21 protein-coding genes are annotated in these 23,052 nt (G+C 72.5%); 13 read left to right on the forward strand and 8 right to left on the reverse strand.

What is annotated here, in order from left to right; all coding sequences use genetic code 11:
• Window positions 1–9 precede the first annotated feature (9 nt).
• Window positions 10–2,247 carry a glycoside hydrolase family 3 C-terminal domain-containing protein gene (locus FVE25_RS29070; protein ID WP_157250285.1) on the forward strand — a complete coding sequence of 746 codons (2,238 nt, stop codon included), beginning with the start codon at window positions 10–12 and terminating at the stop codon, window positions 2,245–2,247.
• Here FVE25_RS29070 and FVE25_RS29075 read toward each other — a convergent pair.
• On the reverse strand, window positions 2,244–3,734 hold the full coding sequence (locus tag FVE25_RS29075; RefSeq protein WP_219825694.1) for an MDR family MFS transporter: 1,491 nt from the start codon (window positions 3,732–3,734) through the stop codon (window positions 2,244–2,246). The genes FVE25_RS29070 and FVE25_RS29075 overlap by 4 nt on opposite strands.
• A gap of 39 nt (window positions 3,735–3,773) precedes the next feature.
• Window positions 3,774–4,487, reverse strand: a complete 714-nt coding sequence (locus tag FVE25_RS29080; protein WP_219825695.1) for an HlyD family secretion protein — start codon at window positions 4,485–4,487, stop codon at window positions 3,774–3,776.
• A gap of 288 nt (window positions 4,488–4,775) precedes the next feature.
• Between FVE25_RS29080 and FVE25_RS29085 the strand changes: the two genes are divergently transcribed.
• The 4 genes from FVE25_RS29085 (at window position 4,776) to FVE25_RS29100 (ending at window position 8,261) form a co-directional block, all read left to right on the forward strand.
• On the forward strand, window positions 4,776–6,059 hold the full coding sequence (locus tag FVE25_RS29085; RefSeq protein ID WP_181019747.1) for an HlyD family secretion protein: 1,284 nt from the start codon (window positions 4,776–4,778) through the stop codon (window positions 6,057–6,059).
• Window positions 6,060–6,095: 36 nt separating this feature from the next.
• Window positions 6,096–6,875 carry a methylenetetrahydrofolate reductase gene (locus FVE25_RS29090; RefSeq protein ID WP_246267595.1) on the forward strand — a complete coding sequence of 260 codons (780 nt, stop codon included), beginning with the start codon at window positions 6,096–6,098 and terminating at the stop codon, window positions 6,873–6,875.
• A gap of 61 nt (window positions 6,876–6,936) precedes the next feature.
• Window positions 6,937–7,188 (forward strand): hypothetical protein, encoded by a 252-nt coding sequence (locus tag FVE25_RS29095; protein ID WP_157250288.1) that lies wholly within the window; start codon window positions 6,937–6,939, stop codon window positions 7,186–7,188.
• Between the two features lie 293 nt (window positions 7,189–7,481).
• Entirely contained in the window at window positions 7,482–8,261 is a 780-nt protein-coding gene (locus FVE25_RS29100; protein ID WP_157250289.1) for a CU044_5270 family protein, read from the forward strand.
• Here FVE25_RS29100 and FVE25_RS29105 read toward each other — a convergent pair.
• The gene (locus FVE25_RS29105) at window positions 8,188–9,879 is read right to left on the reverse strand and encodes a 5'-methylthioadenosine/S-adenosylhomocysteine nucleosidase (protein WP_157250290.1); all 1,692 of its coding nucleotides are present in this window, start codon (window positions 9,877–9,879) and stop codon (window positions 8,188–8,190) included. The two genes, FVE25_RS29100 and FVE25_RS29105, sit on opposite strands and share 74 nt — an antisense overlap.
• A gap of 10 nt (window positions 9,880–9,889) precedes the next feature.
• Entirely contained in the window at window positions 9,890–10,915 is a 1,026-nt protein-coding gene (locus FVE25_RS29110; RefSeq protein ID WP_181019748.1) for an isoaspartyl peptidase/L-asparaginase family protein, read from the reverse strand.
• Between the two features lie 136 nt (window positions 10,916–11,051).
• On the opposite strand from FVE25_RS29110, the gene FVE25_RS53980 reads away from it, so the two are divergent.
• Entirely contained in the window at window positions 11,052–12,923 is a 1,872-nt protein-coding gene (locus FVE25_RS53980; protein WP_219825696.1) for an RICIN domain-containing protein, read from the forward strand.
• A 7-nt stretch (window positions 12,924–12,930) separates the two neighbouring features.
• Here FVE25_RS53980 and FVE25_RS29120 read toward each other — a convergent pair whose 3' ends face one another.
• Entirely contained in the window at window positions 12,931–13,311 is a 381-nt protein-coding gene (locus FVE25_RS29120; RefSeq protein ID WP_157250292.1) for a hypothetical protein, read from the reverse strand.
• Window positions 13,312–13,463: 152 nt separating this feature from the next.
• On the opposite strand from FVE25_RS29120, the gene FVE25_RS29125 reads away from it, so the two are divergent.
• Entirely contained in the window at window positions 13,464–13,691 is a 228-nt protein-coding gene (locus FVE25_RS29125; protein WP_157250293.1) for a hypothetical protein, read from the forward strand.
• Here FVE25_RS29125 and FVE25_RS29130 read toward each other — a convergent pair.
• Window positions 13,682–14,230, reverse strand: coding sequence for a DUF305 domain-containing protein (locus FVE25_RS29130; protein ID WP_157250294.1), 549 nt, complete (start codon window positions 14,228–14,230; stop codon window positions 13,682–13,684). The two genes, FVE25_RS29125 and FVE25_RS29130, sit on opposite strands and share 10 nt — an antisense overlap.
• Window positions 14,231–14,284: 54 nt before the next feature.
• A complete protein-coding gene (locus tag FVE25_RS29135; RefSeq protein WP_157250295.1) occupies window positions 14,285–15,130 on the reverse strand; it encodes an alpha/beta fold hydrolase in 846 nt (281 codons plus the stop codon).
• Between the two features lie 91 nt (window positions 15,131–15,221).
• On the opposite strand from FVE25_RS29135, the gene FVE25_RS29140 reads away from it, so the two are divergent.
• From FVE25_RS29140 to FVE25_RS29165, 6 genes are read left to right on the forward strand one after another with little or no spacing between them, the layout of a single operon-like run.
• Window positions 15,222–15,725 (forward strand): MarR family winged helix-turn-helix transcriptional regulator, encoded by a 504-nt coding sequence (locus tag FVE25_RS29140; protein WP_157250296.1) that lies wholly within the window; start codon window positions 15,222–15,224, stop codon window positions 15,723–15,725.
• 53 nt (window positions 15,726–15,778) lie between these two features.
• Window positions 15,779–16,609 carry a siderophore-interacting protein gene (locus tag FVE25_RS29145; RefSeq protein WP_157250297.1) on the forward strand — a complete coding sequence of 277 codons (831 nt, stop codon included), beginning with the start codon at window positions 15,779–15,781 and terminating at the stop codon, window positions 16,607–16,609.
• 41 nt (window positions 16,610–16,650) lie between these two features.
• Window positions 16,651–17,637, forward strand: coding sequence for an ABC transporter substrate-binding protein (locus tag FVE25_RS29150; protein WP_157250298.1), 987 nt, complete (start codon window positions 16,651–16,653; stop codon window positions 17,635–17,637).
• Complete coding sequence (locus FVE25_RS29155; protein ID WP_157250299.1) at window positions 17,634–18,617, forward strand: FecCD family ABC transporter permease; 984 nt, start codon at window positions 17,634–17,636, stop codon at window positions 18,615–18,617. The genes FVE25_RS29150 and FVE25_RS29155 overlap by 4 nt, the downstream gene beginning before the upstream one ends.
• Before the next feature lie 8 nt (window positions 18,618–18,625).
• Window positions 18,626–19,609 (forward strand): FecCD family ABC transporter permease, encoded by a 984-nt coding sequence (locus tag FVE25_RS29160; protein WP_157250300.1) that lies wholly within the window; start codon window positions 18,626–18,628, stop codon window positions 19,607–19,609.
• Window positions 19,606–20,388 carry an ABC transporter ATP-binding protein gene (locus tag FVE25_RS29165; protein ID WP_157250301.1) on the forward strand — a complete coding sequence of 261 codons (783 nt, stop codon included), beginning with the start codon at window positions 19,606–19,608 and terminating at the stop codon, window positions 20,386–20,388. The genes FVE25_RS29160 and FVE25_RS29165 overlap by 4 nt, the downstream gene beginning before the upstream one ends.
• On the opposite strand, the gene FVE25_RS29170 is transcribed toward FVE25_RS29165, so the two are convergent.
• Window positions 20,363–22,921, reverse strand: coding sequence for a hypothetical protein (locus FVE25_RS29170; RefSeq protein WP_157250302.1), 2,559 nt, complete (start codon window positions 22,919–22,921; stop codon window positions 20,363–20,365). The two genes, FVE25_RS29165 and FVE25_RS29170, sit on opposite strands and share 26 nt — an antisense overlap.
• Between the last annotated feature and the right edge of the window lie 131 nt (window positions 22,922–23,052).

Consider the following 23,052-nt stretch of genomic DNA (forward strand, 5'->3'; position numbering starts at 1 on the left):
GTTTCCGTCGTGACCGAGAACCTGAGCCTGGACGACAAGGCGGCCCTGACCTCCGGCGCGAGCTGGTGGCACACGGTGGCGCTGCCGGAAGCCGGCATCCCCGCGATCCACATGTCCGACGGCCCCCACGGCCTGCGCACCCAGGACGATCAGGCGGCCGACCACCTCGGGCTCAACCAGAGCGCCCCCGCCACCTGCTTCCCGCCCGCCGTCACCCTGGCCTCCACCTGGGACACCGCGCTGGCCGAGCGCGTCGGCGCCGCGCTGGGCCGCGAGGCCAGGGCCCACGGCGTGCACGTGCTGCTCGGCCCCGGCGTCAACATCAAGCGCAGCCCGCTGTGCGGCCGCAACTTCGAGTACTTCTCCGAAGACCCCCTGCTCAGCGGCGTCCTCGGCGTCTCCTGGGTCAACGGCCTGCAGGGGCAGGGCGTCGGCGCCTCGGTCAAGCACTACGCCGCCAACAACCAGGAGACCCGGCGCATGACGGTCAGCGCCGACGTCGACCTCCGCACTCTGCGCGAGATCTACCTCCCGGCGTTCCGCCGCGTGATCACCCAGGCCGACCCGTGGACCGTCATGTGCTCCTACAACCGCCTCAACGGCGTCCACGCCTCGCAGAACCACTGGCTGCTGACCGAGGTGCTGCGCGGCGAGTGGGGATACACCGGCCTGGTGGTCTCCGACTGGGGCGCCGTCGTCGATCGGGTGAAGGCCCTGGCGGCGGGCCTGGACCTGGAAATGCCCTCCTCCCAGGGAGCCGGCCCGGCGCGCGTCGCCGCCGCGGTCCGCGCCGGGGACCTCGACGAGCAGGCCCTGGAGCGCAGCGTGGCCCGCATCGTCGGCCTCGCCCGCAAGGCCACCACGGACCCCGCCGCCACCTACGACCGGGACGAGCATCACGCGCTGGCCCGCGAGGTCGCCGCCCGCGGCGCCGTCCTGCTCAAGAACGACGGCGACCTGCTCCCGCTCGACGCGACCGCGCCCCAGCGCATCGCGGTGCTCGGCGAGTTCGCCCGTACCCCCCGCTACCAGGGCGCCGGCAGCTCCACCGTGAACCCCACCCGCCTGGACGACGCGCTGTCGGCCATCGTCGCCGCCGCGCCGTCCGCGACCGTGACGTTCGCGCCCGGCTTCGGCGTGGACGACCCGCACGCCGACGCCGCCGCCCTGCGCGAGGAGGCGGTACGGCAGGCGGTCGCGGCCGACGTGGTCCTGCTCTTCCTCGGCCTGCCGCCGAGCTACGAGTCGGAAGGCTACGACCGCGAGCACCTGGAACTGCCCGCCGAGCAGACCGCCCTGCTGGCCGAGGTGCTGGCCGCCAACCCCCGCGTCGCGGTGATCCTGGCCAACGGCGGCGTGGTCCGCCTGTCCGGCTGGATCCACGAGGCGCCCGCCGTACTGGAAGGCTGGCTCGGCGGCCAGGCGGGCGGATCGGCCACCGCCGACCTGCTGTTCGGCGTGGCCAACCCCTCCGGCAAGCTCACCGAGACGATCCCGGTACGGCTGGCCGACACCCCCGCCCACCTCACCTGGCCGGGCGACAACGACCACGCCGTCTACGGCGAGGGCCTGTTCGTGGGCTACCGCTACTACGACGCGCGCGAGATGGACGTCACGTTCCCCTTCGGCCACGGCCTGTCCTACACCCGCTTCGCCTACTCCGGCCTCCGCACGGCCGCCGGCCCCGACGGCGTGGACGTCACCGTCACGATCGCCAACACCGGCTCCCGGACCGGCCACGAGGTCGTCCAGGTCTATCTCGGCGCCCCCGGCTCACGCGTACGGCGGGCCGTACGCGAACTCAAGGGCTTCGCCGCCGTCCGGCTCGAGCCCGGCCAGAGCCGCGCCGTCACCATCCGCATCCCCCGCGACGACCTCGCCTACTTCGACCTGGCCACCGGCTCGTGGCTGGTCGAAGAGCTCGACTACCACGTCGAGGCCGGCGCCTCCAGCCGTGACATCCGCCTGTCCGCCACCGTGCGCGTCACCGGCGACCCCCGCGAGCCCGCGCTGAGCGCCGATGCCACCTTGGCCGAATGGCTCGACCATCCCGTCGGCGGCCCCCTCATCACCGACCTGCTCGCCCGGGTCCGCGACCTCGTCGGAGACGTCTATCCCGAGCCGGGCAGCGCCCGCGAGCGCGGAATCACCTCGATGCGGCTCAGCCAGCTCGTGCAGCTACCCGGCGTGCCCGTCAGCCAGCAGGACCTGGAGGAGCTGATGGCACGCCTGGACGCCCGTGCCTAGCCCAGAGCCGAGGCGGCGCCTTCTCCAGCGGGGGCGGCCGGGGCCCTGCCGGAGCGGAGCATGAACGCCAGCGCGACGCCGAGGGCGGTCACGACGGCGACGATGATGAACTGCTGGTCCAGGGCGGAGACGAAGCTCTGCGACTGCACCCGCTGGTAGGTCGCGAACTGGGCGGCGAGCTCGGGCGTCCCGGGCGGGCCGAACTCCGGGAGCGGGGTGCCGACGGGCATCAGTCCGATGCGGTCGGCCACGGTCTGGGCCTGCATGTTGGTCAGGAGCGCGGTGAGGGCGGCGACGCCCAAGGCGCCTGCCGTCCGCTGAACGACGTTGTTGAAGGCGCTGGCGGCGCCGACCTTGTCGGGGGGCACGGCCGAGGTGCCGCCGGTCATCACGGGCATCATCGCCAGGCCCAGCCCGACCGATCTGAGCGCCAGGAGCCACATGATGGTTTCGCGAGGGGTGTCGAGGGTGATCTGGTCCAGCAAGTAGGTGCCGTAGGCCAGGATGGTCAGGCCGATGACGGCCGGCCAGCGGGGGCCGATGCGGTCATAGAGACGTCCGGCGATGGGCATCATGATGGCCAGCGCGATGGCTTCCGGCAGCAGGACGAGGCCCGATTCGAAGGCGCCCAGGCCCTGGTGGTCCTGCAGAAGCTGCGGGATGTAGAAGAGCACGGAGAAAAGGCCGATCGACAGCACCGCCATCAGGAGCAGCGAATTGGTGAACGGCCAATAGCGGAAGATGCGCAGATCGAGCATGGGATGGTCGATTTCCAGCTCGATCACGATGAACAGGGCCAGGCTGATGCCGCTGACGATGAACAGCATGCGGATCGTGTAGGAGTCCCAGCCCCAGTCCGGGCCCTCCGTCACGGCCAGCAACAGGGTGAACAGACAGGTGCCGATGGTGAGGAAGCCGAACACGTCGAATGGGCCGGCCTCCCGGCCGGGCAGGCGGGGCAGGGTGCCGATGGCGGCGAAGACGCCCAGGATGCCCACGGGCACGTTGACGTAGAAGATCAGCCGCCAGTCGACGTATTCGACCAGATAGCCGCCCAACGTCGGGCCGACGCCGGGGGCGAAGACGACGCCGAGGCCGTACATGCCCATCGCCATGCCGATCTTCTCGCGGGGCACGATCATGTACAGGATCGAGACCGTGACCACGGGCAGGATGCCGCCCGCCACGGCCTGGAGAATTCTGAAGGCGACCAGGACGTTCAGGTTTCCCGCCAGGCCGCACAGCGCCGAGCCGATGGCGAACCCGATCAGGCACAGAATGTAGAGGCGTTTCGCGCCGATCTTGTCCGACAGCCAACTGCTGGCCGGGGTCACCACGCCCAGCGTCAGCGTGTAGGCGGTGGCCACCCACTGGACGTCGTCGAGGGTGACGCCGAATTCCTTCTGAATGGTCGGGATCGCCACGTTGACAATGGTCGTGTCGAGTACCGACATGAACATGCCGACGATCAGAACCGCCAGCGGCACCGCCCAATTCTGTTGCGGCTGCGTGGGGACCATGCGGAATCAGGGCCTTCTGATCTTGACCTCGACGTTCATTCCCGGTACCAGGTGCAGGCCCTTCTGATCGGCGACGCTGATTTTGACCGGGACCACCTGGGTGACTTTCTGGAAATTGCCGGTGGTGTTGTCCTGTGGAAACAGCGAGAATTGGCCGGCCGTACCGCCTTGAATCTCTTTCACCGTGCCGTTGAGCGGGGTGTCCGAGTAGGCGTCCACGGTGATTTCCACCTGCGCGCCCATGGTGACGCCGGCGATGTCCGTCTCCTCGACGCGGGCGGTGACGTAAACGGCGGACAGGTCGTAGGCGATGGCCAATTGGGCCCCGGTGGCGACGAAGACGCCGTTGCGGCCGTTGTTCACCGCGACGGTTCCGTTGGCGGGGGCCGGGATGGCCATCTGGGGCTGGGCGAACGCGCCCTGGATCTGGATGCGGCCCAGCGACTGCCCCTTCACCATCTTGGTGCCCTCGGTGACCTGCCAGCCGATCACGGTGCCGGTGGCCGGGGCGTTGACGGACAGGCTGTCGCCGTCGATCTGGGCGTTGTCCGTGGAGACCCACTTCCTGCTCTCCAGCCACATGGTCACGGACACGATGCCGACGGCCAGGACGGCGACCACGCCGATGATGATCAAGGCGATCCGGGTGGAGCGTTTGATGCGGCGTTTGCGCGGAATGACGGGTTCGGCCTCGACCACTGCCGTCGAAGCTTCCGTCATGGCGCCCCCTTCCTCAAATCCCTCCCGGCCGCTGGATTCGGACGATACTACGTATCCCCCCAATAGGATCTGCGGCCTGCATCTTTTTCCGAAAACTGATCAACTTCAAACAGAACCATGAAAACGACTCACCACTCGGACCGGGTTAATCGGGCATAATCCGAACTGTTCGCAGTCGACTGGGGGTTGTCCCGACTCATGACCAGGGTGAGATTTCGTGCGGTCTCCCTCCGTGAGGTGTGGCCGCCGCGAATGTCCAAAGCCGCCGCATCGATAACCGTTCTGGCTGTGGTGGCGGCAGCCGGGAACACGACGTTCGTCATGACGCTGGACGCCGCGGCCAGCACGGTCTCCGCGGTCGGCGCGCTGTCGGCGAACCGGGAAGGCAGCCTCGGATTCCTCAAGGGCGGCAAGCTCATCCGGGTGAACGTCAAGGTGGGCGAGGAGGTCAGCGCGGGTCAGGTGCTCGCCGTCCTCGACAGTTACGACCTGCGCCGGACGCTGGGCGAGCAGCGGGCCGACCTGGCCGGGGCGCGGGCCGACTGGGCGCAGACCAAGTTCGGCACGACGGTGCCGGGGGCCCGCCGTACCCTGGCCCAGGCCCGCAGGATCCTGGCGGCGACCGAGAGCCAGGGCGGCGCGCTGCTGACCGCCGACAACGTGGCGATCCGCAACACCCTGCGCGAGTACACCGTCGACGAAGAGGAACTGTGGAAGGCCCGGGACCGCCTCGCCCACGTGATAAGCGACTGCGAACTGGCCAGGGAACAGGCTCTGAAGCAGGCCGAGCAGCAGAGCACCGACCCGGAGAAGCCCGACCAGGACGACCAGGACGACCAGGACGACCAGAACGGCCAGGACAGCCAGGGAAGCCAGGCGAACCAGGCGTGCGCCCAGATCCCCACCTACCAGACGCAGGTCTCCCAAGCCCGGCAGAAGGTGTCCGTGGACCGGTCGGCGGTCAACAACGCGCTGGCCAAGCACTACGCCGACCGGGCGGCCAACCAGACCGCGAACGAGAACGTACGGCAGAGCGTGGTGAGCGCCTTCAACACCCTGGACGCCGCCACGGCGGATCGCCCATGGCTGCTGCGCCAGCTCAAGGCCACGATCCGCGCCACCCGCCAGGCCGTGCGCTCGGCCAGGCACGACGTCAGGGACGCCACGCTGCGGGCGCCGTTCTCCGGGACCGTCTCGGCCGTCAACGGGACCGTGGGCGAGATCCTTGCGCCCAGCAACGACACCACGGTGCTCGCGCCGGGCACCGACGCGCCGATCCCCGGCGTCGAGCTGACGACGACGCCGTTCATCGTGCTCAGCGACACCGAGACGCTCCGGCTCGTCCTGTCCTACCAGGAGTCCGACGCCGTCAAGATCGCGCCGGGGCAGACGGCGGACGTCACCTTCCCGGCCTTTCCCGGGCTGGTCGTGCCCGGCACCGTCCTGGCGGTCGGGCCCAACGCCAACGCCAGCGCCGACGTCAGCAACTACTACGTCACCGTCGTGCTCCAGCGCACCGATCCCAGGCTCAGGCCCGGGATCACCGCCGAGGCCGCCATCAAGACCGGTTAGGGGCGGCCCGGCCGCGCGCTCTGTAGGGTCTCAGGCGTGACTGATCGTCGGTTTGAGCTGATCTGTGAAGTTGAGCCGCCCACCCGGCCGGACCTGAAGCGGGTGCGCCACCAGATCGGCGTCATGAGCCCGATAGCCGACTCGTTCCTGATCCCCGACAACCACATCGGCCGCGCGACGGTCTCCTCCGTCGCGGTCGCCCACGAGGTCCAGGCGATGGGCGCCTCCGGCATCGCGTGCCTGAACTCCCGCGACCGCAACCTGCTGGGATTCCGCCGCGACCTGCTCACGGCCGCTGCCTACGGCGTGGACAGATTCCTGTTCGTCTACGGCGACAAGCCCAGCGCGGGCGGCAGGACCAGCGAGCTGACCGTCCGCGCCATGATCGAGCAGGCGCGCGGCGCCGCCGACGACCCGGCCTTCGCCGGCAGCCCGCCGTTCCGGGTCGGGGTGACGTCCGGGCTGCGGTCCCTTCCCGCCTGGAAGCGGGCGGCCGACTTCGTGTTCCTCCAGGTGAGCTACGACCTGGAGAGCCTGCTGCGGTGGCGGGAGACGATCGACGTGGACGTCCCGGTGTACGCCGGGGTGATGGTGCTGGCCAGCGCGGGCATGGCCAGGAACCTGGCGGCCGCGATCCCCGACATCGCCATCCCGGACGACCTCGTGGCCGCGGTGGAGCGGGATCGGGACGCGGGTGTGGAGGCGGCCTGCGCCCAGGTTCTGGCCCTTCGCGACAGCGGCGCCTTCGACGGCGTGCACCTGGTGCCGGTCAGCCGCTATCGGCAGGTCGCCGCCAGGCTCGAACAGCAGCTCTGACGTGCGGCATAATACCTCAATTCGGTAGCACTATCGAACACGTGTTCATATAATAGAAGACATGGAACTGAACCCGAGGGGTTTGCCCGATCTTTGGCGTCCGCCGGTCGTGGAGTACGCGGAGAAGCTGGTCCCGGAGGCGTGTTACCTGCTCGCCTGGGGTGACGACCTCGACGGCGAGCGATGGGGTTACCTGCTGCGCCGCCCGCGGCATCACGATGGCCAGGCGCGATGGGTGCGCTGGGAGGCGATCCGCCCCGTGGCGGGCGAGGACTACGACGGCGTCCCGCTGTGCGATCCCGTCCTGGTGTGAACACTTAAATCGGCATCGGCGAAGAAAGGGCGTGTACCCAAGGACCGAGAGGCAGGCGCAGACCGCGGACGCCGTGCTCATCGAACAGTCCCGCCACGAGCCCGAGCGGTTCGGCGCCATTTTCGACCGCTACTACCGCGCCGAGGTCCGGCAGTACCGGGCGCCGGCGAGGGCGGGCGCCGGCGGCCTCATGGGGGACTACGCCGACCGGGTCGCCGGGGCCGTGGACGCGGGGGCCCGCGTGTCCCGGCTCGCCGCGGCGCTCGCCGAGATCGCCGACGGCGACCGGGACCATGGCCGCGGCCAGGGAGGCCCTTCTGTCCCGGGCCGCCCGCCGCAGGAGAAGGTGGGCGGGCCGGGCGCTGGCCGTGGCGGCCGCCGCCGTGGTCATCACCGTCGCGGCCGCCGTGACCCAGGGAGAACGCCCCGCCGGCGCCCAGGCGACGCTGGAAAGGATCGCGGCAGCCGTACAGGACAGGGAGTTCACCGCGCCCCGCCCCGACCAGTGGATCTACACCGACGTCCGCGCCGAGGACCGGTCCGAGTACATCGGCGAGGGCACGCGGATCACCCGCCAGACGCCGCTGACGGAGCCGGCCCAGCCCTTCTGGACCCGGGCCGACGGCAAGCGGGTGGGCTACCTCGTGGGGGGCAAGCTGCAGACCAACGACCCCGGTGGGCGGACGCCGGAGAACACCTACGCCCTGCTGGCCGCGCTGCCCACCGATCCCGAGCGGCTGCTGGCCCGCTACCGCGAGATCTACCGGGCCGAGGGCGGCGACGACTGGCTCTTCCAGCGCATCGCGGTGACCCTGGGCCAGAACCTCGTGCCGCCGGAGCACGAAGCCGCGATCTTCCGTGCGCTGGCCAAGATCTCAGGGGTGAGGGTGGACGAGAGCGCGACCGGTCCCGACGGCTGGCGTTGTCGGTCTCCCTGGTGGTCGAGGGCTGGCGCAACGTCGAGATCCTGTCGTCGACCGGGCCGGGCAGCGGCCGTGATCACTCCTCCCAGCGGTGCACCCGCACCCAGCCCGAGGCGTGACCGGTGGCCAGCAGGCCGTCCGGGCTCATGACCAGGCGGCGGTAACCGCCGCCGCCCGGCAGGAAGGGGGCGTCGTCGCGGCTGTTCAGGTTGAGCTGCAGGACCTGGCCCTTGCGCATGTGCAGCAGCCGCCCGCCCGGCGTGCACACCAGGCTCATCGCCTCGGGGAAGATCTGGCTCCACACGTCGCCGCCGCCCGAGCGCGGCATGATCGGCACCCCCCGCTCGACGTCGAAGACGCCGGCCCAGCGGGCGGTCATGCAGCCGAGCATGGCTCCGTCGGGTGACAGGGCGATCTGCAGGGCCATCCCGGCCACCTGGTGCAGCTCGATCGGCCGCCCCCTGGGCGCCGGGGGCTCGCCGGGGCGCAGGTGGTAGATCTGCACGTGGCGACCGCCGCTCACCGGCCCGCGGGCGGCGGCCAGCGTGCTCTCGTCGGCCGAGATCGAGGCGGCGACGGCCTTGAAGGACAGCAGGTCCGCGCCCGTGGCGGCCGAGCGGAGCGTGAAGGACGTGGCCCACGACAGCAGCGCGTAGGAGCCGGTGCTGGCGAAGTAGAGGTCGCCCGGGTAGGTGATGCCGCCCAGGTCGACGGACCGGTCCGGGTACTCGGCGCGCAGCCGGAACCCGTCGCGCACCACGACCGGGCCGCCGCCGGGCGAGGCCGCCACGCGCACGCCGTAGCGCGGGGGCATCCAGGTGGCCGCCGCGATCGGCGGCAGTTCCGCGCCGTCGTCCAGCCGCCAGCGGCGGATGGGACCGTCCGCCGCGGCGGCCAGCAGGGTACGGCGGGGCCCGAAACACAGGCTGCCGACCGGCCCGCCGAGCCTGGCGGCCAGCACCTCCGCCCCCAGCCGCCCGGGCGCCGGCGGCGACGCGGACCGGCGCACCGCCGCGTAGGCGCCGATCAGGGCGGCGGCGAACGCGGCGGCGTTGGCGGCGGCGGTCTCCTGCGAGCCGCCCGCGTCGGCCACCTGCTTGTGCTCGTCGGCCCGGTCGCTGATGCCCCGGATGACGAGCGCGTTCGTCTCGCCCAGATGCGCGCCCAACGCGACGCCCGCGCCCTCCATCTCGACCGCCACCGCGTCCTCGAACCGCTCGTCCAGCAGGGCCGCGAGCGGGCCGCGGCGACTGGCCAGCAGCGTGTCACCGGAGGCGATCGGCTTGTGGTGCACCCGGGGCGCCGCGCCCGGCCACTCGACCTCGAGGTCGTAGGTGAGCGACAGCAGCCGGTGCGCCGCGTCCCAGGTGCGGGGCCGGGACTTGAACGCCTCGGCGGTCTCCTTGCCGCCGCCGTAGGCGTGGACCCGGGTGGCCACGACGACGTCACCCAGCCCGATGCTCTCCTTCAGCGCCCCGGCCACGCCCACCAGCAGGACCAGGCCGGGGCGGAACTCCGCGATCGCCCGCTCGGTGATGACCGCGGCCTCCCGGGTGCCCTCGCCGGTGACGCCGAGCGCCACCGTGACACCCGGTGGGGCACCCGGCAACTCGCCGACGCTGAAGACCGTGCCGGATGCGGGCACGTGCCGGCGCACGTCGCGCAGCCTGCGGCGGACCGCGTCGGCCTCCAGGGGCAGCGCCGTCAGCACGACGACCAGGTCGTTACGGCCGCCGTCCGCATCCTGCCACCACGCTTGCCGCGACACGACCCCAGTATCAGCGAGCCGGGGTCTCGTCGTCGTACAAACGGGTGACGATCGTCCCGTCGCGGGTCACGTAGCCGTTGATGATGCCGGGCGTGCTGTGCGGCGTGGCCAGCGTGCCCTTGGGATCCAGCGCGATCGCCCCGCCGGTGGCGCCCAGCGCCGGAATCTTCTCGTTGACCACCGTGGACGCGGCCCGCTCGACCGGCATGCGGGCGTAGTCGACGAGCGCCGAGACGTCGTGGGCGGCGACGCCGCGGATGAACACCTCGCCGGTGCCGGTGCAGGAGATCGCCACGGTCTTGCTGTTGGCGTAGGTGCCCGCGCCGATGATCGGGGAGTCGCCGACCCGGCCCACGAGCTTGTTCGTCAGCCCGCCGGTGGAGGTGGCCGCGGCGAGCTGCCGGTCCCGGTCCACGGCGACCGCGCCCACGGTGCCGCCGGTGTCGGCCGCCTGCCCGCCCTTGGCCCGGATGAGGGCGTCCCACCGGCGCTGGGTGAAGAAGTAGTCCTGGGTGGTGTACGGCACGCCGTTCTGTAAGGCGAAGGTGTCGGCGCCCCGGCCGGCCATGAGCACGTGCTTCGAGCGCTCCATCACGAGCCTGGCCAGCGAGATCGGGTTGCGCGTGTTGTGCACGCCCGCGACCGCGCCGGAGCGCAGGTCGCGGCCGTCCATGATGCTCGCGTCGAGCTCGTGTTCCGCGTCGGTGTTGAAGACGGCGCCCTTGCCGGCGTTGAAGTTCGGGTCGTCCTCCAGGACGCGGACGGCCTGCTCGACCGCGTCCAGGCTGGACCCGCCGCCGCGGATGACCGTGTAGCCGGCCCGCAGCGCCTTCTCCAGCGCGGCGCGGTACGCCTTCTCCTGTTCGGGGGTGATGCTGCCGCGGGGCAGGGATCCTGCGCCGCCGTGCACGGCCAGCACCACCTCGCGCACCGCTCCCGAGCCGGTCGGAGCGCTGGGTACGGCGAAGCCGGTGATGGCGCCGAGCAGCGCGGTCAGCGCCACCAGGCGCAGGGCGTGGGGTCGTGAGACTGCCATGGAATGCGACCTCCCTAGGTTTACTGACCCACCGAGCATGCGGGGTCAGGGAAGTTGTCGAAAGAGCACCGCCCGGACCGGGGCCCCGTTCTACGCTCGGTACGAAGGCGCACACGGCGGGTCCGGGAGGCAGGCAGTGGCGAAGGCTCGACCGCCGGCCCGCGCCGGGCGCCCCTGGGGCGGCCTGCCGCCGGACTGCCCGCCCCCGCTCGAGGATCTGATCGTCTGGCTGCGCGCGCTCATGCGCGACAACGGGGTCGTGCTCGCCGACCTGAGGGGCTACTCCGCCTCGTTCGTCTCCAGGCAGCTGAACGGCGGGCAACTGCCCGACCTGCTTCTGGCCGAGGCGATCGTGCGCCGGTGCTGCGCGGTGCGGGACGTCGATCGGATGCTGCACGCGGTGCGGGAACTCCATGCCGAAGCCGGGGCCGCGGTCGCGAAGCGGCAGCGGCAGCGGCAGCGGCAGCGGCAGCGGCGCAGGATCGGCGACGAGGACGTGCCGGCCGTCGCCCAGCGGCAGCTGGCGATCCTGCGGGAGCAGAACGACGGCCTGCGCTTCATGCAGGATCTGCTGACCCGGATGAGCGGCCTCATCGCGCAGCGGCTGGCCCAGGTCACCCTGGAGCGCGACCGGCTGGCCGAGGCGCAGGCGCGGATCTCCCGGCGGGCGGCTCGCATCAGGAAGGAGATCCGGCTGGTCGGGCGGCTGGCCGGGCGCTGGCGCCTGGTCCTGGTCGTGCTGGGCGAGGAGCCGCTCGAGAGCCCCTCTCCGCCGCCGCGGCACTGGCCGGAGGAGGCTCTGCTCGCCGACACCGGGCGGGTGCTGGAGCGGGTCGACGCCCAGCTGGGAACGTTCCATCTCGAGCGGGCTCCCGCCGGGGCGCTGCCCGGCCTGCTGGTCAGGGCCCTGCTGTGGCGGGCACGGGTCGGCGTGCTGGGGGTGTTGCTGCTGGCCACCGCGTCGGCCGTGGTGCCCGCCGGACCCGCCGATGCCGACGCGGAGCTGGCCAGGGTGTTCGGCCGGGACGCGCTGCCGTTCGTGCTGGTGGGCGACCGGGACGGCGGCCGAGTCGCGCTCGAGCGGGACGTGTCCGACGACGGCGTCGCGGTGGTCACCTCGGCGGGCCGGACGGGCGTCTGGGAGCTGGTGCGCGGGGGGCGGGACCCGGCCGGTGGGGAGATCCGGGCGGCGGGCAAGGTGTTTCGCTGCCTGGGCGTGCGAGGCGGTGACAAGACGGCCGCGGGCGCGGTGGTGGAACAAGGCGACTGCGACGGGCATCCGCACCAGCAGTGGCGGCTGTCGGCGCTGCACGGGGCGGTGCGGGTGGTCAACGCGCACAGCGGCCTGTGCCTGGCGGACGGCGGGGCCGTGGTGCAGGCGCCGTGCGACGAGGCCGACGCGGCGCAGCGGTGGCGGGTGGCCGCGGCGGGCCGGGTCCGGCCCGTGGACATCAGCGGGCAGTCGTACTCGCTGGACGGCCCGCAGCCGCTGCCGGAGGAGTTCGCCGCGGGCGGCCGGGACAAGCCGTGCGAACCGGGGCCCGGCGGCCGTCCCTACGAACTGCCGCCGGGGGTGGAGTGGAAGCCACGCGCCTCCACCGAGCCGTGGAAGGGGGAATGGCTGCCCCAGGAGGCGGGGCAGGCATTCGGCCCGGCGCTGTTCAAGGGAACGGGCGAACAAGTGGGCCGGGCGTCGCTGGTGCAGGTTCTCCATCCTGACGGCGAGAGCCTGTACTACTTCGCCCGGGCCACCGCCAAGGTGAGCGTGGACCGGCTCCGGCTGGCGCTGCAGTGGACGCCCCGCTACGAAGGCGGCCCGGGCGGCTGGCACACCTGCGCCCTGGACATCGCGGGCCGCCCGCTGGCCCAGACGCTCGCGCTGCCCCGGACCCCGCCCGGCTTCACGAAGGGCGCCGGCCAGGTGATCAAGTTCCGGGTGTGCCTCACCTACACGCCGGAGATGAAGTCGCTCACCGGGCGCTACACGGTGTGCACGGGCCGCTGGTGACCCGGGCTCAGGTGCAGGTGCGCTTGATGACCTCGGTCTTCTCGTTGGGGCCCGTCTGCTCGCTGTTGGCGGCCTTCTCGTAGTCGCCCGCGACGGAGAGGGCGGCCTCCTTCAGCTCTCCGTCCGGCAGCTTGGCCGCCGCGGCGGTGAGCCCGGCCGCGGCCGTGCTGTACGCCTTCTTGGCCTCCTCCGCGTCGACGGATTCCGGGTCGCTCTGGATCTTCAGCATCGTCTCCGTGGCGCCGGCGATGGCGGTGTTGATCTCGGTGCACGCGGCCTTGACGTCGGCCCCGGCGTCCCCTCCGGAGGAGCAGGCGCCGAGCGTGGCGATGGCCGCCGCAGCGGTCAGGGCGAGTGCGAAGCGGCGAAGAAGCGGTGCGGCCGTCATGGTGAAACCTTCCGAACGAGCGTTGTTGCCCGCTCAGGCTTGCTCGCCGGGATTGACAGCGCGTTGACAGGCCGCAAACGTCCTCAGCGCGACAGGCAAGTGCATCCCCGGGGGTCTGGACGCGAGCGCCGGCCCGATCTAGCGTCCGTGTCATGTGCGATTTGAACACCCACGAAACGCACGATCTCCTGGCGTCTCTTCGCGAGCTCGACAGCTTGGCCGAGCAGGTGGCCACGCACGCCTCGAGCGTCGAGAAGACGGCGTACATGGACCACGAGGGGCTGGCCGCCCTGCTCACCACACTGCGGGACCGTGCGGAGAGCACCCGCGCATGGGTGACGGCCAAGCCCGCCGAACACGCCGCCCACCATCACTCCTGATCGGCTCGCCTGCCGAGCTCCTCGATCAGGGCGCGCTGCTCGGGGATCAGTCCCCGGGCAAGCGTCGCCGTGGGCACGTGCTCCCCTTCCGCGGTGACCGACTCGGCCATGCGCACGCCGCTGCCCAGGTGCCTGGCCAGCAGCGAGGCCCACATGGTGTCGAAGGCGGCGCCCGATCGGCGCCGCAGCTCGGTGATCTGCACCGATGACAGCATGCCCGCCATCGCGTGCCCGGATCGGGGTGGCGTGGACGGTACGGCGGCGCCCCAGGAACGCAGCCAGGAGCTCATCAGCTCGACGTCCGCCCGCTCTTTCTTGATCAGATCCCGGGCCACCCGCCGGACATAGGCGTCGCCGGACTTCTTCTCCGCCAGTTCGGCGACCTCGATGGTCTGCAGGTGATGCGGGATCATCTGCTGGGAGAAGGCGAGATCGGCGGGGTTGTACCCGGCGCCCGCGGCCACGGGTGCGCCTGCCGCCTGCCCGCACGCGGCGGTGAAGGCCAGGCACAGGGCGACGATCGGGAGTTTCGCCGTCATGATCGATCCCTTCGGAGCAGTCACGATCGGATACGCAGCCGCTCCGGGCCGGGTTCAGGCGGCGGTGTGCGCGAGGAGGGCGGGGACGACCAGATCCCACTGGGCCTCCGGGAAGACCTCGTGGCCGGTGGCCGGCATCGCGACGAAACGGGCGCCGGGGATCTCGGCGGCCAGCGCCTGACCGTGCTCGACGGGGAAGAGCGGGTCCTCGGCGCCGTGGAAGACGAGGGCGGGCACGGCGATCCGGCCGAGGCGGTGCCGCCACGGCTGCCCGGGGTCGATGAGGAACGGGTTGGAGAGCTGGGCGGCGATGTCGGCGGCCCGGTCGACGACGCGTCCGGCGTTGGCTCGCCGTACCTCTTCCGCGAAGGGGCGGGAGGCCGCGGCGAAGGGCCGCTCACTGGCGACCAGGTAGGCGATGACCGCGTCCCGGTCGGTCCAGTCGGGCGCGGGCGCCTCCTCGGTGAAGAAGTCCTGCAGCGCGGGGCTCATGCCGGGCAGGTCCGGGTTCTCGTGGCCGGGGCCGCCGGGGCTGGAGGAGGCCAGGGTGAGGGAGGCCGTCCGCTCGGGGTGGTCGAGCGCGACGAGCTGGGCGACGGCGGAGCCCTGGGACATGCCGACGAGGTGGGCGGTGCGCACGCCCAGGGCGTCGAGGACGCCGACGGCGTCGGCGACCAGGTCGCGCAGGGTGTAGCCGGGCGAGCCGGCGGGGTAGGTCGTCGAACGGCCGGCGTCGCGGCTGTCGTAGCGGATGACGCGGCGGCCACCGGCCACCAGGCGGCGGACGAACGCGTCGTCCCAGGCCAGCAAGGATTCTCCGGCGCCGTGGATGAGCAGGATCGCGGGGTCGGCGGGGTCGCCGAAGTCCTCCACCCACAGGCTGACGCCGTTGACTTCCATCTCGGACCTCCAAGGTTCGTTACATGTAACGCATAACCTAGCAGAGGTTTTCGTTACATGTCACCAACCCGGCTCTGGGTATCCTCGGAACGTGACGCAGGACGAGGTTGACGGGCTGGTGCCCCGCTGGCAGGAGGCCGGCATGCCGGCGGCCCTCATCGCCAGCCTGGAGATCAGCAAGCGCATGTCCCGCGTGCACATGGTGTTCGACCAGGCGATGAAGGCGGAGCTGGCCGAGCTCGGCCTCACCACCGCCGAGTTCGACGTCCTGGCCGCGCTGGCCCGCAGCGCTCCCCCGCACCGGCTGAAGCCGAGCGAGCTGTCCCGCTCGCTGTTCCTGACCTCCGGCGGCACGAGCAACGTCCTGCAGCGGCTGGCCGCGGCGGGTTATGTCGAGCGGGCGGACAACCCCGGCGACGCCCGCAGCCGATGGGTCCAGCTCACTGCCGAGGGACTCCGCGTGGCGAACCTGGCACTCGACGGGGCCGGCCGGGCGCATGCCGAGGCGATGGCCGGCGTCCCCGAGCCGACTCTGCGCCGGGCCGCCGACGCCCTGCGCGAGCTCACGCTGGCGCTCGGCCGCCGGGGCCGCTGATCTCCCGAGGGATTAGGCTAGGCTTGCCTAACTCAATCCCTCTGGAGGAGCCCATGACGTCCCCGCGCATCGTCGACCGCGACCACTACCAGGAGCGGATCGCCGAGGTGAGAGCGGGGACGACCGCCCGCAAGGTGGCCTACCCGATCACGATCAGGGAGGTCGAGGTCCTGCGCACCTCGATGGTCGGCAGCGGCCTGCTCAGGGTGACCTTCGGCGGCCCGGGCACCGCGGGCTTCGCCGCCCACTCCCCCGACGAGCACGTCAGGGTCGTCCTGCCCGGCCCGGACGGGATCCTGCGCCTGCCCGAGCAGGACGGGCTCATGCTGCGCTGGCCCCGTCCGTTCCCCACCACGCGCAAGTACACGGTCCGCCGCTACGACCCGGCCACCGGCGAGCTCGACCTCGACTTCGCGCTGCACGGCAAGGGCGTCGCGGCCGACTGGGCCAGGGCGGCGGCGCCCGGCATGACCCTGCACGTCGCGGGACCGCCCGGCGGGCTGATCGTGCCGCCCGCCTACGACCGGTACCTGCTGGCCGGCGACCTCACCGCGCTGCCCGCGATCGCCCGCTGGCTCGAGGAACTGCCCAGGACCGCCGCCGGCTGGGCGTTCGTCGAGGTGGCCGACGCCACGCAGAGGATCGAGCTGGCGGCGCCGGAGAACGTCGTGGTCCGGTGGCCGGCGCCGGGCGAGCTGGCGGGAGCCGTACAGGAGGTGGCGGTGCCCGAGGGTGAGCGGGTGTACGTCTGGCTGGCCGGGGAGGCGGGGGACCTGAAGCCGCTGCGCCGGTGGGTGCGGGACGAGCTGAAGCTGGATCCGGACGACTACGACATCACGGGCTACTGGAAGCGCGGCGTCGCGGACTTCGACGACGACCACTAAGGTAAGGCTAACCTAATTAGCCTAGCCTTGAGGGAACACCCATGTCTGCTGGCCGGAAACTCGGCACCGCCCTGTTGCTCGCGCTCACCGTTGCCGCCACCGGATGCGCCTCGACCACCGGGAAGCAGGCGCCCGTCGCCACCCGGGCCTTCAAGACGGCCGACGGCGAGGTCACCATTCCGGCCAAGCCGCAGCGGGTGGTCGCGACCGGCTACGCCGTACCCGCCTTGATCGAGGCCGGGGCGCCGCTCGCGGGCATCTCCTCGTGGAAGCGCGGGCTGCCGATGATGGACGCCAAGGCCCGCGCCGCCTACGACAAGCTGCCGAAGGTGGCCGGTGAGACGGCGGCCGAGACCAACTACGAGGCGATCGCCAAGGCCAAGCCCGACCTCATCGTCATCGGCGTGCCCGCGCCGGTGCTGGCCGACATCGACCTCAAGCGGCTGCGCTCCATCGCGCCGGTCGTGACGATCGGGCCGACGCTGCCGTCGGCCTGGCGCGAGCTGTCCCAGCGGCAGGCCGACGCCGCCGGCGCGCTGGCGGGCTTCGACACCGTCAAGGCCGCCTACGACGCCAAGGCGACGGAGCTGAAGAAGAAGTACGAGAAGGCGCTGCCGCCGCTCAAGCTCGCCCATGTCGGCGCATACGGGCAGGTGGACAAGGGCTCCTTCCACCGCGAGTTCAACGGCTCGTGGGGCACCAACATCGCCAACGACATCGGCGCCAACTACTACGGCCAGGTCAAGGAGAAGGGCGGCGGCAGCAAGGACGTCAGCGAGTACCCCTCCATCGAGGAACTGCCCGCCGCGCTGACCGAGGCCGACGCCGTCACCTACTCCGTCGCCGCCGACGGCAAGCCGCTGCCCGCCGTCCAGTACGTCCTCGACTCCCCGCTGTGGAAGCAGCTTCCGGCGGTGAAGGCGGGCAAGACCTACCCGATCCGCTACACCGAGGCCGCGACCTACGGGCAGGCGCTGCTCGCCCTCGACGCGCTCGACACCTCGCTGGCGCCGCTGGTCAAGCCGTGACGCGGGCCGCCCGGAGCCTCGTGCTCGCCGCCGGGCTGGCCGTACTCGCCGTCGTGACCGTCGTCAGCGTCGGCGTCGGCGCGCGCGGCGTCGCGCCCGCCGAGGTGGTGCGCGCGCTCGTCGCCTTCGACGGCTCCGGCGACCACACGATCGTCCGGGACATCCGCCTTCCCCGCGCCGTGCTCGGGGTGGGCGTCGGCGCCGCGCTCGGGGTGGCCGGCGCGCTGATCCAGACGCTGTCGCGCAACCCGCTGGCCGAACCGGGCATCCTCGGCGTCACCGCGGGCGCCGGGTTCGCGATGACCATCGGCGCCACGCTCGGCCTGGCCGTCGCGCCCGGCGCCGAACTCGTGCTCGCCGCGCTCGGCGCGGCCCTGGCCGCGTTGCTGGTGTACTCGGTGGGGCGCTCCTCGCCGCTGCGCCTCGTGCTCACCGGCGTCGCGCTGAGCGCGGTGCTCGCGGGCCTCTCGCTGGGCCTGCGGCTCATGATGCCGGACGTCTTCGACCGCTTCCGCTTCTGGGCGATCGGTTCGCTGGCCGGTCGCGAAAAGGACCCGCTCGTGCTGCCCCTGGTGCTGATCGGCCTCGCGGTCGCCGCCGCGCTGCTGCTGAGCCGCTCGCTCAACGCGGTCGCGCTCGGCGACAACGTTGCCCGCGCGCTCGGCGCCAACGTCCATCGGGTACGGCTGGCCGCGCTGGCCTGCATCACCGTGCTGGCCGGCGCCGCCACCGCCGTGGCCGGGCCCATCCTGTTCGCCGGGCTGATCGTGCCGCATGTCGCGCGCCCCTTGGCCAGGAGCTCGGTTCCCTGGCTCACGGCCTACGCGGCGGTGTTCGGGCCGATCCTGCTGCTCGTCTCCGACATGGGCTCGCGGGTGCTGCTGCCGACGGGCGAGGTGCCGGTGGCGATCGTCACCGCCTTCCTCGGCGGGCCGGTGCTCATCTGGGCCGTGCGGCGGTATGGCGCGGGGTCGTTGTGATCCGGTCGATGCGCGTGGAGCGGCGGACGCTGCTGCTGTCCGCGGCGCTGGCCGCCGCGATCCTCGCGCTCGGGCTGCTCGGGCTGAGCTTCGGGGCCTCGTGGGCGACGCCGGGCGAGGTCGTGGCGGCGCTCGGCGGCTGGGGCGAGTCCGTCGTCGTGGTGCGCGACTGGCGGCTGCCGCGGGTGCTGGCGGGCCTGGTCTTCGGCCTGGCCCTCGGCGTGGCCGGGGCGATCTTCCAGAACCTCACCCGCAACCCCATGGGCAGCCCGGACGTGATCGGGCTCGACGCCGGCGCCTACACCGGCGCGCTGGTCGCGATCACCCTGCTGTCCGGCAGCTCGGTGCAGCTCGCCACCGGCTCGGTGCTCGGCGGGCTGGCCGTGGCCGCCCTCATCTACCTGCTGTCGGCGGGCGGCGGCCGGACCGGGCTGCGGCTCGTGGTGATCGGCATCGCGGTCAGCGCGATCGTGACCGCGCTGAACTCGTGGATCGTGCTGCGCGCCGAACTCGAGGTCGCGATGGCGGCGGCGGGCTGGCACGCCGGCTCGCTCAACGGCGTCGACTGGGAGGACCTGCCCCTTCCCTTCGCGATCATCGCGGTGCTGCTGGTCGTGATGGCGGGCTCGGCGCACGCCATGCACCAGGCCGCGCTGGGCGAGGCCGTGGCCGCCACCACCGGGGTGTCACTGCGCCGGCTGCGGCTGGTGATGGTCTTGGTCGGCGTCGGGTGCACGGCGACCGTGACCTCGGTGGCCGGGCCGATCGCGTTCATCGCGCTGGCCGCCCCGCAGATCGGGCGCCGCCTGGCCGGCGCCCCCGGCGTCCCGCTGCTGCCCGCCGCGCTCACCGGGGCGCTGCTGCTGCAGGGCGCGGACCTGGTCGCGCAGATGCTGCTCGCACCCGAATCCCTGCCGGTCGGTGTCGTCACCACCGCGATCGGCGGCTGCTATCTGATCTGGCTGCTGGCCAAGGAGGTGAGGCGACGGTGACCGAGATCCGGCTGCGCGCCCAGGACCTGGAGTTGCGCTACGCCGACCGGGTGGTCTCCACCCGGCTGAGCCTGGACGTCCCCGACGGCGCGTTCACCGCGATCGTGGGGGCCAACGCGTGCGGGAAGTCGACCCTGCTGCGCGCGCTCGTGCGGCTGCTGCGGCCGGCCGAGGGCCGGGTGCTTCTCGACGAGAAGGACGTCGGCGCCTACGCGGCCAAGGCCCTCGCCCGCTCGCTGGGGTTCCTGCCGCAGGATCCGCTGGCGCCGGAGGACATCCGGGTCCGGCAGCTCGTCGCCCGCGGCCGGTTTCCGCACCAGCCGCTGCTGTCGCTCTGGTCGGCGGAGGACGAGAGCGCGGTGGCCTCGGCGATGGAGATCGCCGGGGTCGGCGAACTCGCCGATCGGCCGGTCAACCAGCTGTCCGGAGGGCAGCGGCAGCGGGTGTGGGTGGCCATGGTGCTCGCCCAGCGGACACCGTACCTGCTGCTGGACGAGCCGACCTCGTTCCTGGACCTCGCCCACCAGTACCGGCTGCTGGCGCTGCTCGCGCGGCTGCGGGACGAAGGGCGCACCGTCATCGCCGTGCTGCACGACATCAACCAGGCGTGCCGGTTCGCCGACCACCTGATCGCGATGAAGGACGGCAGGATCGTGGCCGAGGGCGCGGCGGCGGACGTCGTGGACGCCGCGCTGGTCAAGGAGGTCTTCGACCTGCCGTCCCTGGTGGTGCCGGATCCGGTGACCGGGACGCCTATGGTCGTGCCGACACTTTCATGAGGCGGGCGCACTCCCGGGCGTAGCGGGTGGACCTACGGCCGGTGGCGGCCGCCGTCACCTGGGGGATGTCGGCCTTCCCTCCCGTCCACGCGGCCACTTCGGCGGCGAAGGCGACCGCGTCGGAGTGGGTGGCGTTCGGGCGCTCGCCGGGGCCGGGCAGCAGGAGGGGGAGCATGCCGGTCAGGATGCGCCAGACCTCCAGGTGCGCCCCCTCACGGGCGGCCCTTTCCAGTACGGCCAGCACCGGGCGGACCGGGAACCCCGCGCGCCGGACCAGCAGGGCGAGCTGGCGGCCTACCGCCTCGGCAGGGAGGTCGCCGCCGGCCGCCATGCGCAGCAGCGGGAGCGCGCCGGAGTCCTCCACGGTCAGTTGGTAGGCCAGGAGCAGCGCGCTCGCCTCACCGGCGGGGCCGTCGGTCAGACCGAGGGCCTCGATGGCGGACGGGCGGACATACGAGTAGAGCCGCCGCGGAAGGTAGCTGACGGCGACGACCTCGCGATGCGAGGGCAGCATGGCGGGCCACCAGCTCATGGACGTGTCCGATCCGTCCGTGTGCCACGGCGGCTCGCGGAACGCCTCGTCGATGTACCTGTCGCCCGTCGGCCCGGCCCGGAGCACCGGGCGCAGGACGATCTGGCTGACGTGCTCGGGCTCGCGCTCCTCGAAGGAGTATTCCGCGGCGCCCTCCGCATAGGCCCACGTGACGCCGGTCTCGGGGTCGGGCGGTCCGCCGCCGGTCAGCCAGGCCGCCGTCCGGGCGGCGGCCGGCGTCCCCAGGCGGGACACCCGCTCGGCCACGTCGGGGCGCGCGCCGCGGGGCAGGCGGAGCAGCGCCTGGCTCAGGTCGGCCGGGAGCGGCTCCACTCCGGCGGCCGCGCAGGTGCCCAGGCGCTCGGCCAGGGTCTCCGGGGCGAGGTGGCCGCTGGTCAGCGTCGGGGTCGCCAGCAGCACCGGCGGCAGCCGATCCCGGCGTAACGCGTTGTAGATCTCGCTGTACCTGCTCCGCAGGAGGTCGTCCAAGGGAGAGCTGGCGCGACGCTGCGGGAGCAAGACGCCGCAGCCCGGAGTCGTCACCTCCTTGGCCATGGCCGTCCGCCACAGGCGGGGGATGCCCCATATGTCGTACATGCGCAGGTGCTCGGCGGTGACGGCGTCGGTCAGCCCGGCCACGGCGGCGGGCAGCGACGCCCGATCCGTCCAGGCCGTCTGGACGAAGGCGGCCAGCCACTGCTCGTACTCGATCCAGCCCTGGGGATCCGGCACCAGTTCCGGGGCGGGGAACGGCTCGGGCCGCGGCGGAGCGGGCAACGTGCCCGGGACGAACGCCTCCTGCTCGGCGGCCTCCCCGCCGACGGCCGCGGCCACCCGGATGCCCAGGTCGGCCGGCAGCCAGGGCACGGCGTCGGCGATCGGGCCGGGGTCGAGGACGCCGGCGTGCTTGAGCACGATGTCGCTCGCGCGCCGCTGGATGTCGTAGGAGGTGTGGGCGAACGCCGTGACCAGCGCGGGGACCAGGTCGCCCGCCTGCGGCGGCGCCTGCCGTACCTCCTCCTCGAGCCAGGTCAGGCCCGCGCGGGCCAGTTTGGCCTCGGCGCAGAAGGTGAGCGCGCCGATGGCCTCCACGGCGTCGGCGCGATCGTGCGGTCCGGTACGGCGGAGCTGTGTCAGCGCCGCCTCGGCCACGGCGCCGGGGGCGGCGGGCAGCAGGCGCAGGTAGTCGCGGGCGCGGGCGGCCGACTCGGCGGGCTCAGGGTCCAGCATGTCGTGCAGGCGGACGAAGAAGCGCAGGTCGGTGGCGTCGCCCCCGCGCAGGAACCGGCTCACGCACCCGTTCAGGAGCATCTCGCGCGAGGAACGGCTGCCGGCGGCCAGCTTGGTGAGCGCCCCGATCCAGCGGGTCGGCCGGGAGGTCATCTCCTCGTCGCGCAGGAGGCGGCCCGCGCCCTGGGCCACGAAGATCCGGGGCGCCAGATGGCCGAGGAGTGGGTCGTCCTTCATCACCCCGGCCGCGAGCCAGGCGAGCACCAGCGGGTCGTGCTCGGGCGGCGTGGCGCCGGTGTCGCGGAGCAGGGCGAGGGCCAGGGGCACGCCGGGGTCCTCGGCGCCGCGGATCCTCCCGGCCAGCCGTACGGCCAGCTCGGCCTGCCATGCGGCGGGGCGGCCGGTGATCACGCGGGTGATGGCGTCGGGGCTCTGCGGGTGGGCCCGGCGGGGGTTGAGCTCGCGCCTGGCCAGCCACGCGGCCACGCCCGCCGGGCCGGGGATGGTGGCGGCGCCGGCGATGCGGAGCGGCGCGGCGAAGTCGGTGAACGGGCCGCCGGTCGTGACCACGCCGGTGCTGCCGCGCGTCCAGGCGGGCAGGTCGCCGGCCAGGTTCCGGGAGGCGGCCCGTATCTCCTTGAGCAGCCCGGGCAGCCGCTCCGCCACCTCGGCCCGCTCGGCGTCCGTCAGCGTGCGCAGGCGGCCGGTCAGCGCCCTGGGCCTGAGGCCGAGGACATGGTCACGTATCTCGTGCCACGCGTCTGTCGTCATGGCCGGGAACATAGCGATCATGCCCGACAAATCCCCCCGCACGGGCGTTGAAGGGCCTGCCCCGCGGGGCATTTTTTCGCGGGTACGGCACGCCGCCCGGCCAACTGGCATACGATTCACGGCATTTGCCG

The sequence above is a fragment of the Nonomuraea typhae genome (assembly GCF_009760925.1).
GTDB lineage: Bacteria > Actinomycetota > Actinomycetes > Streptosporangiales > Streptosporangiaceae > Nonomuraea > Nonomuraea typhae.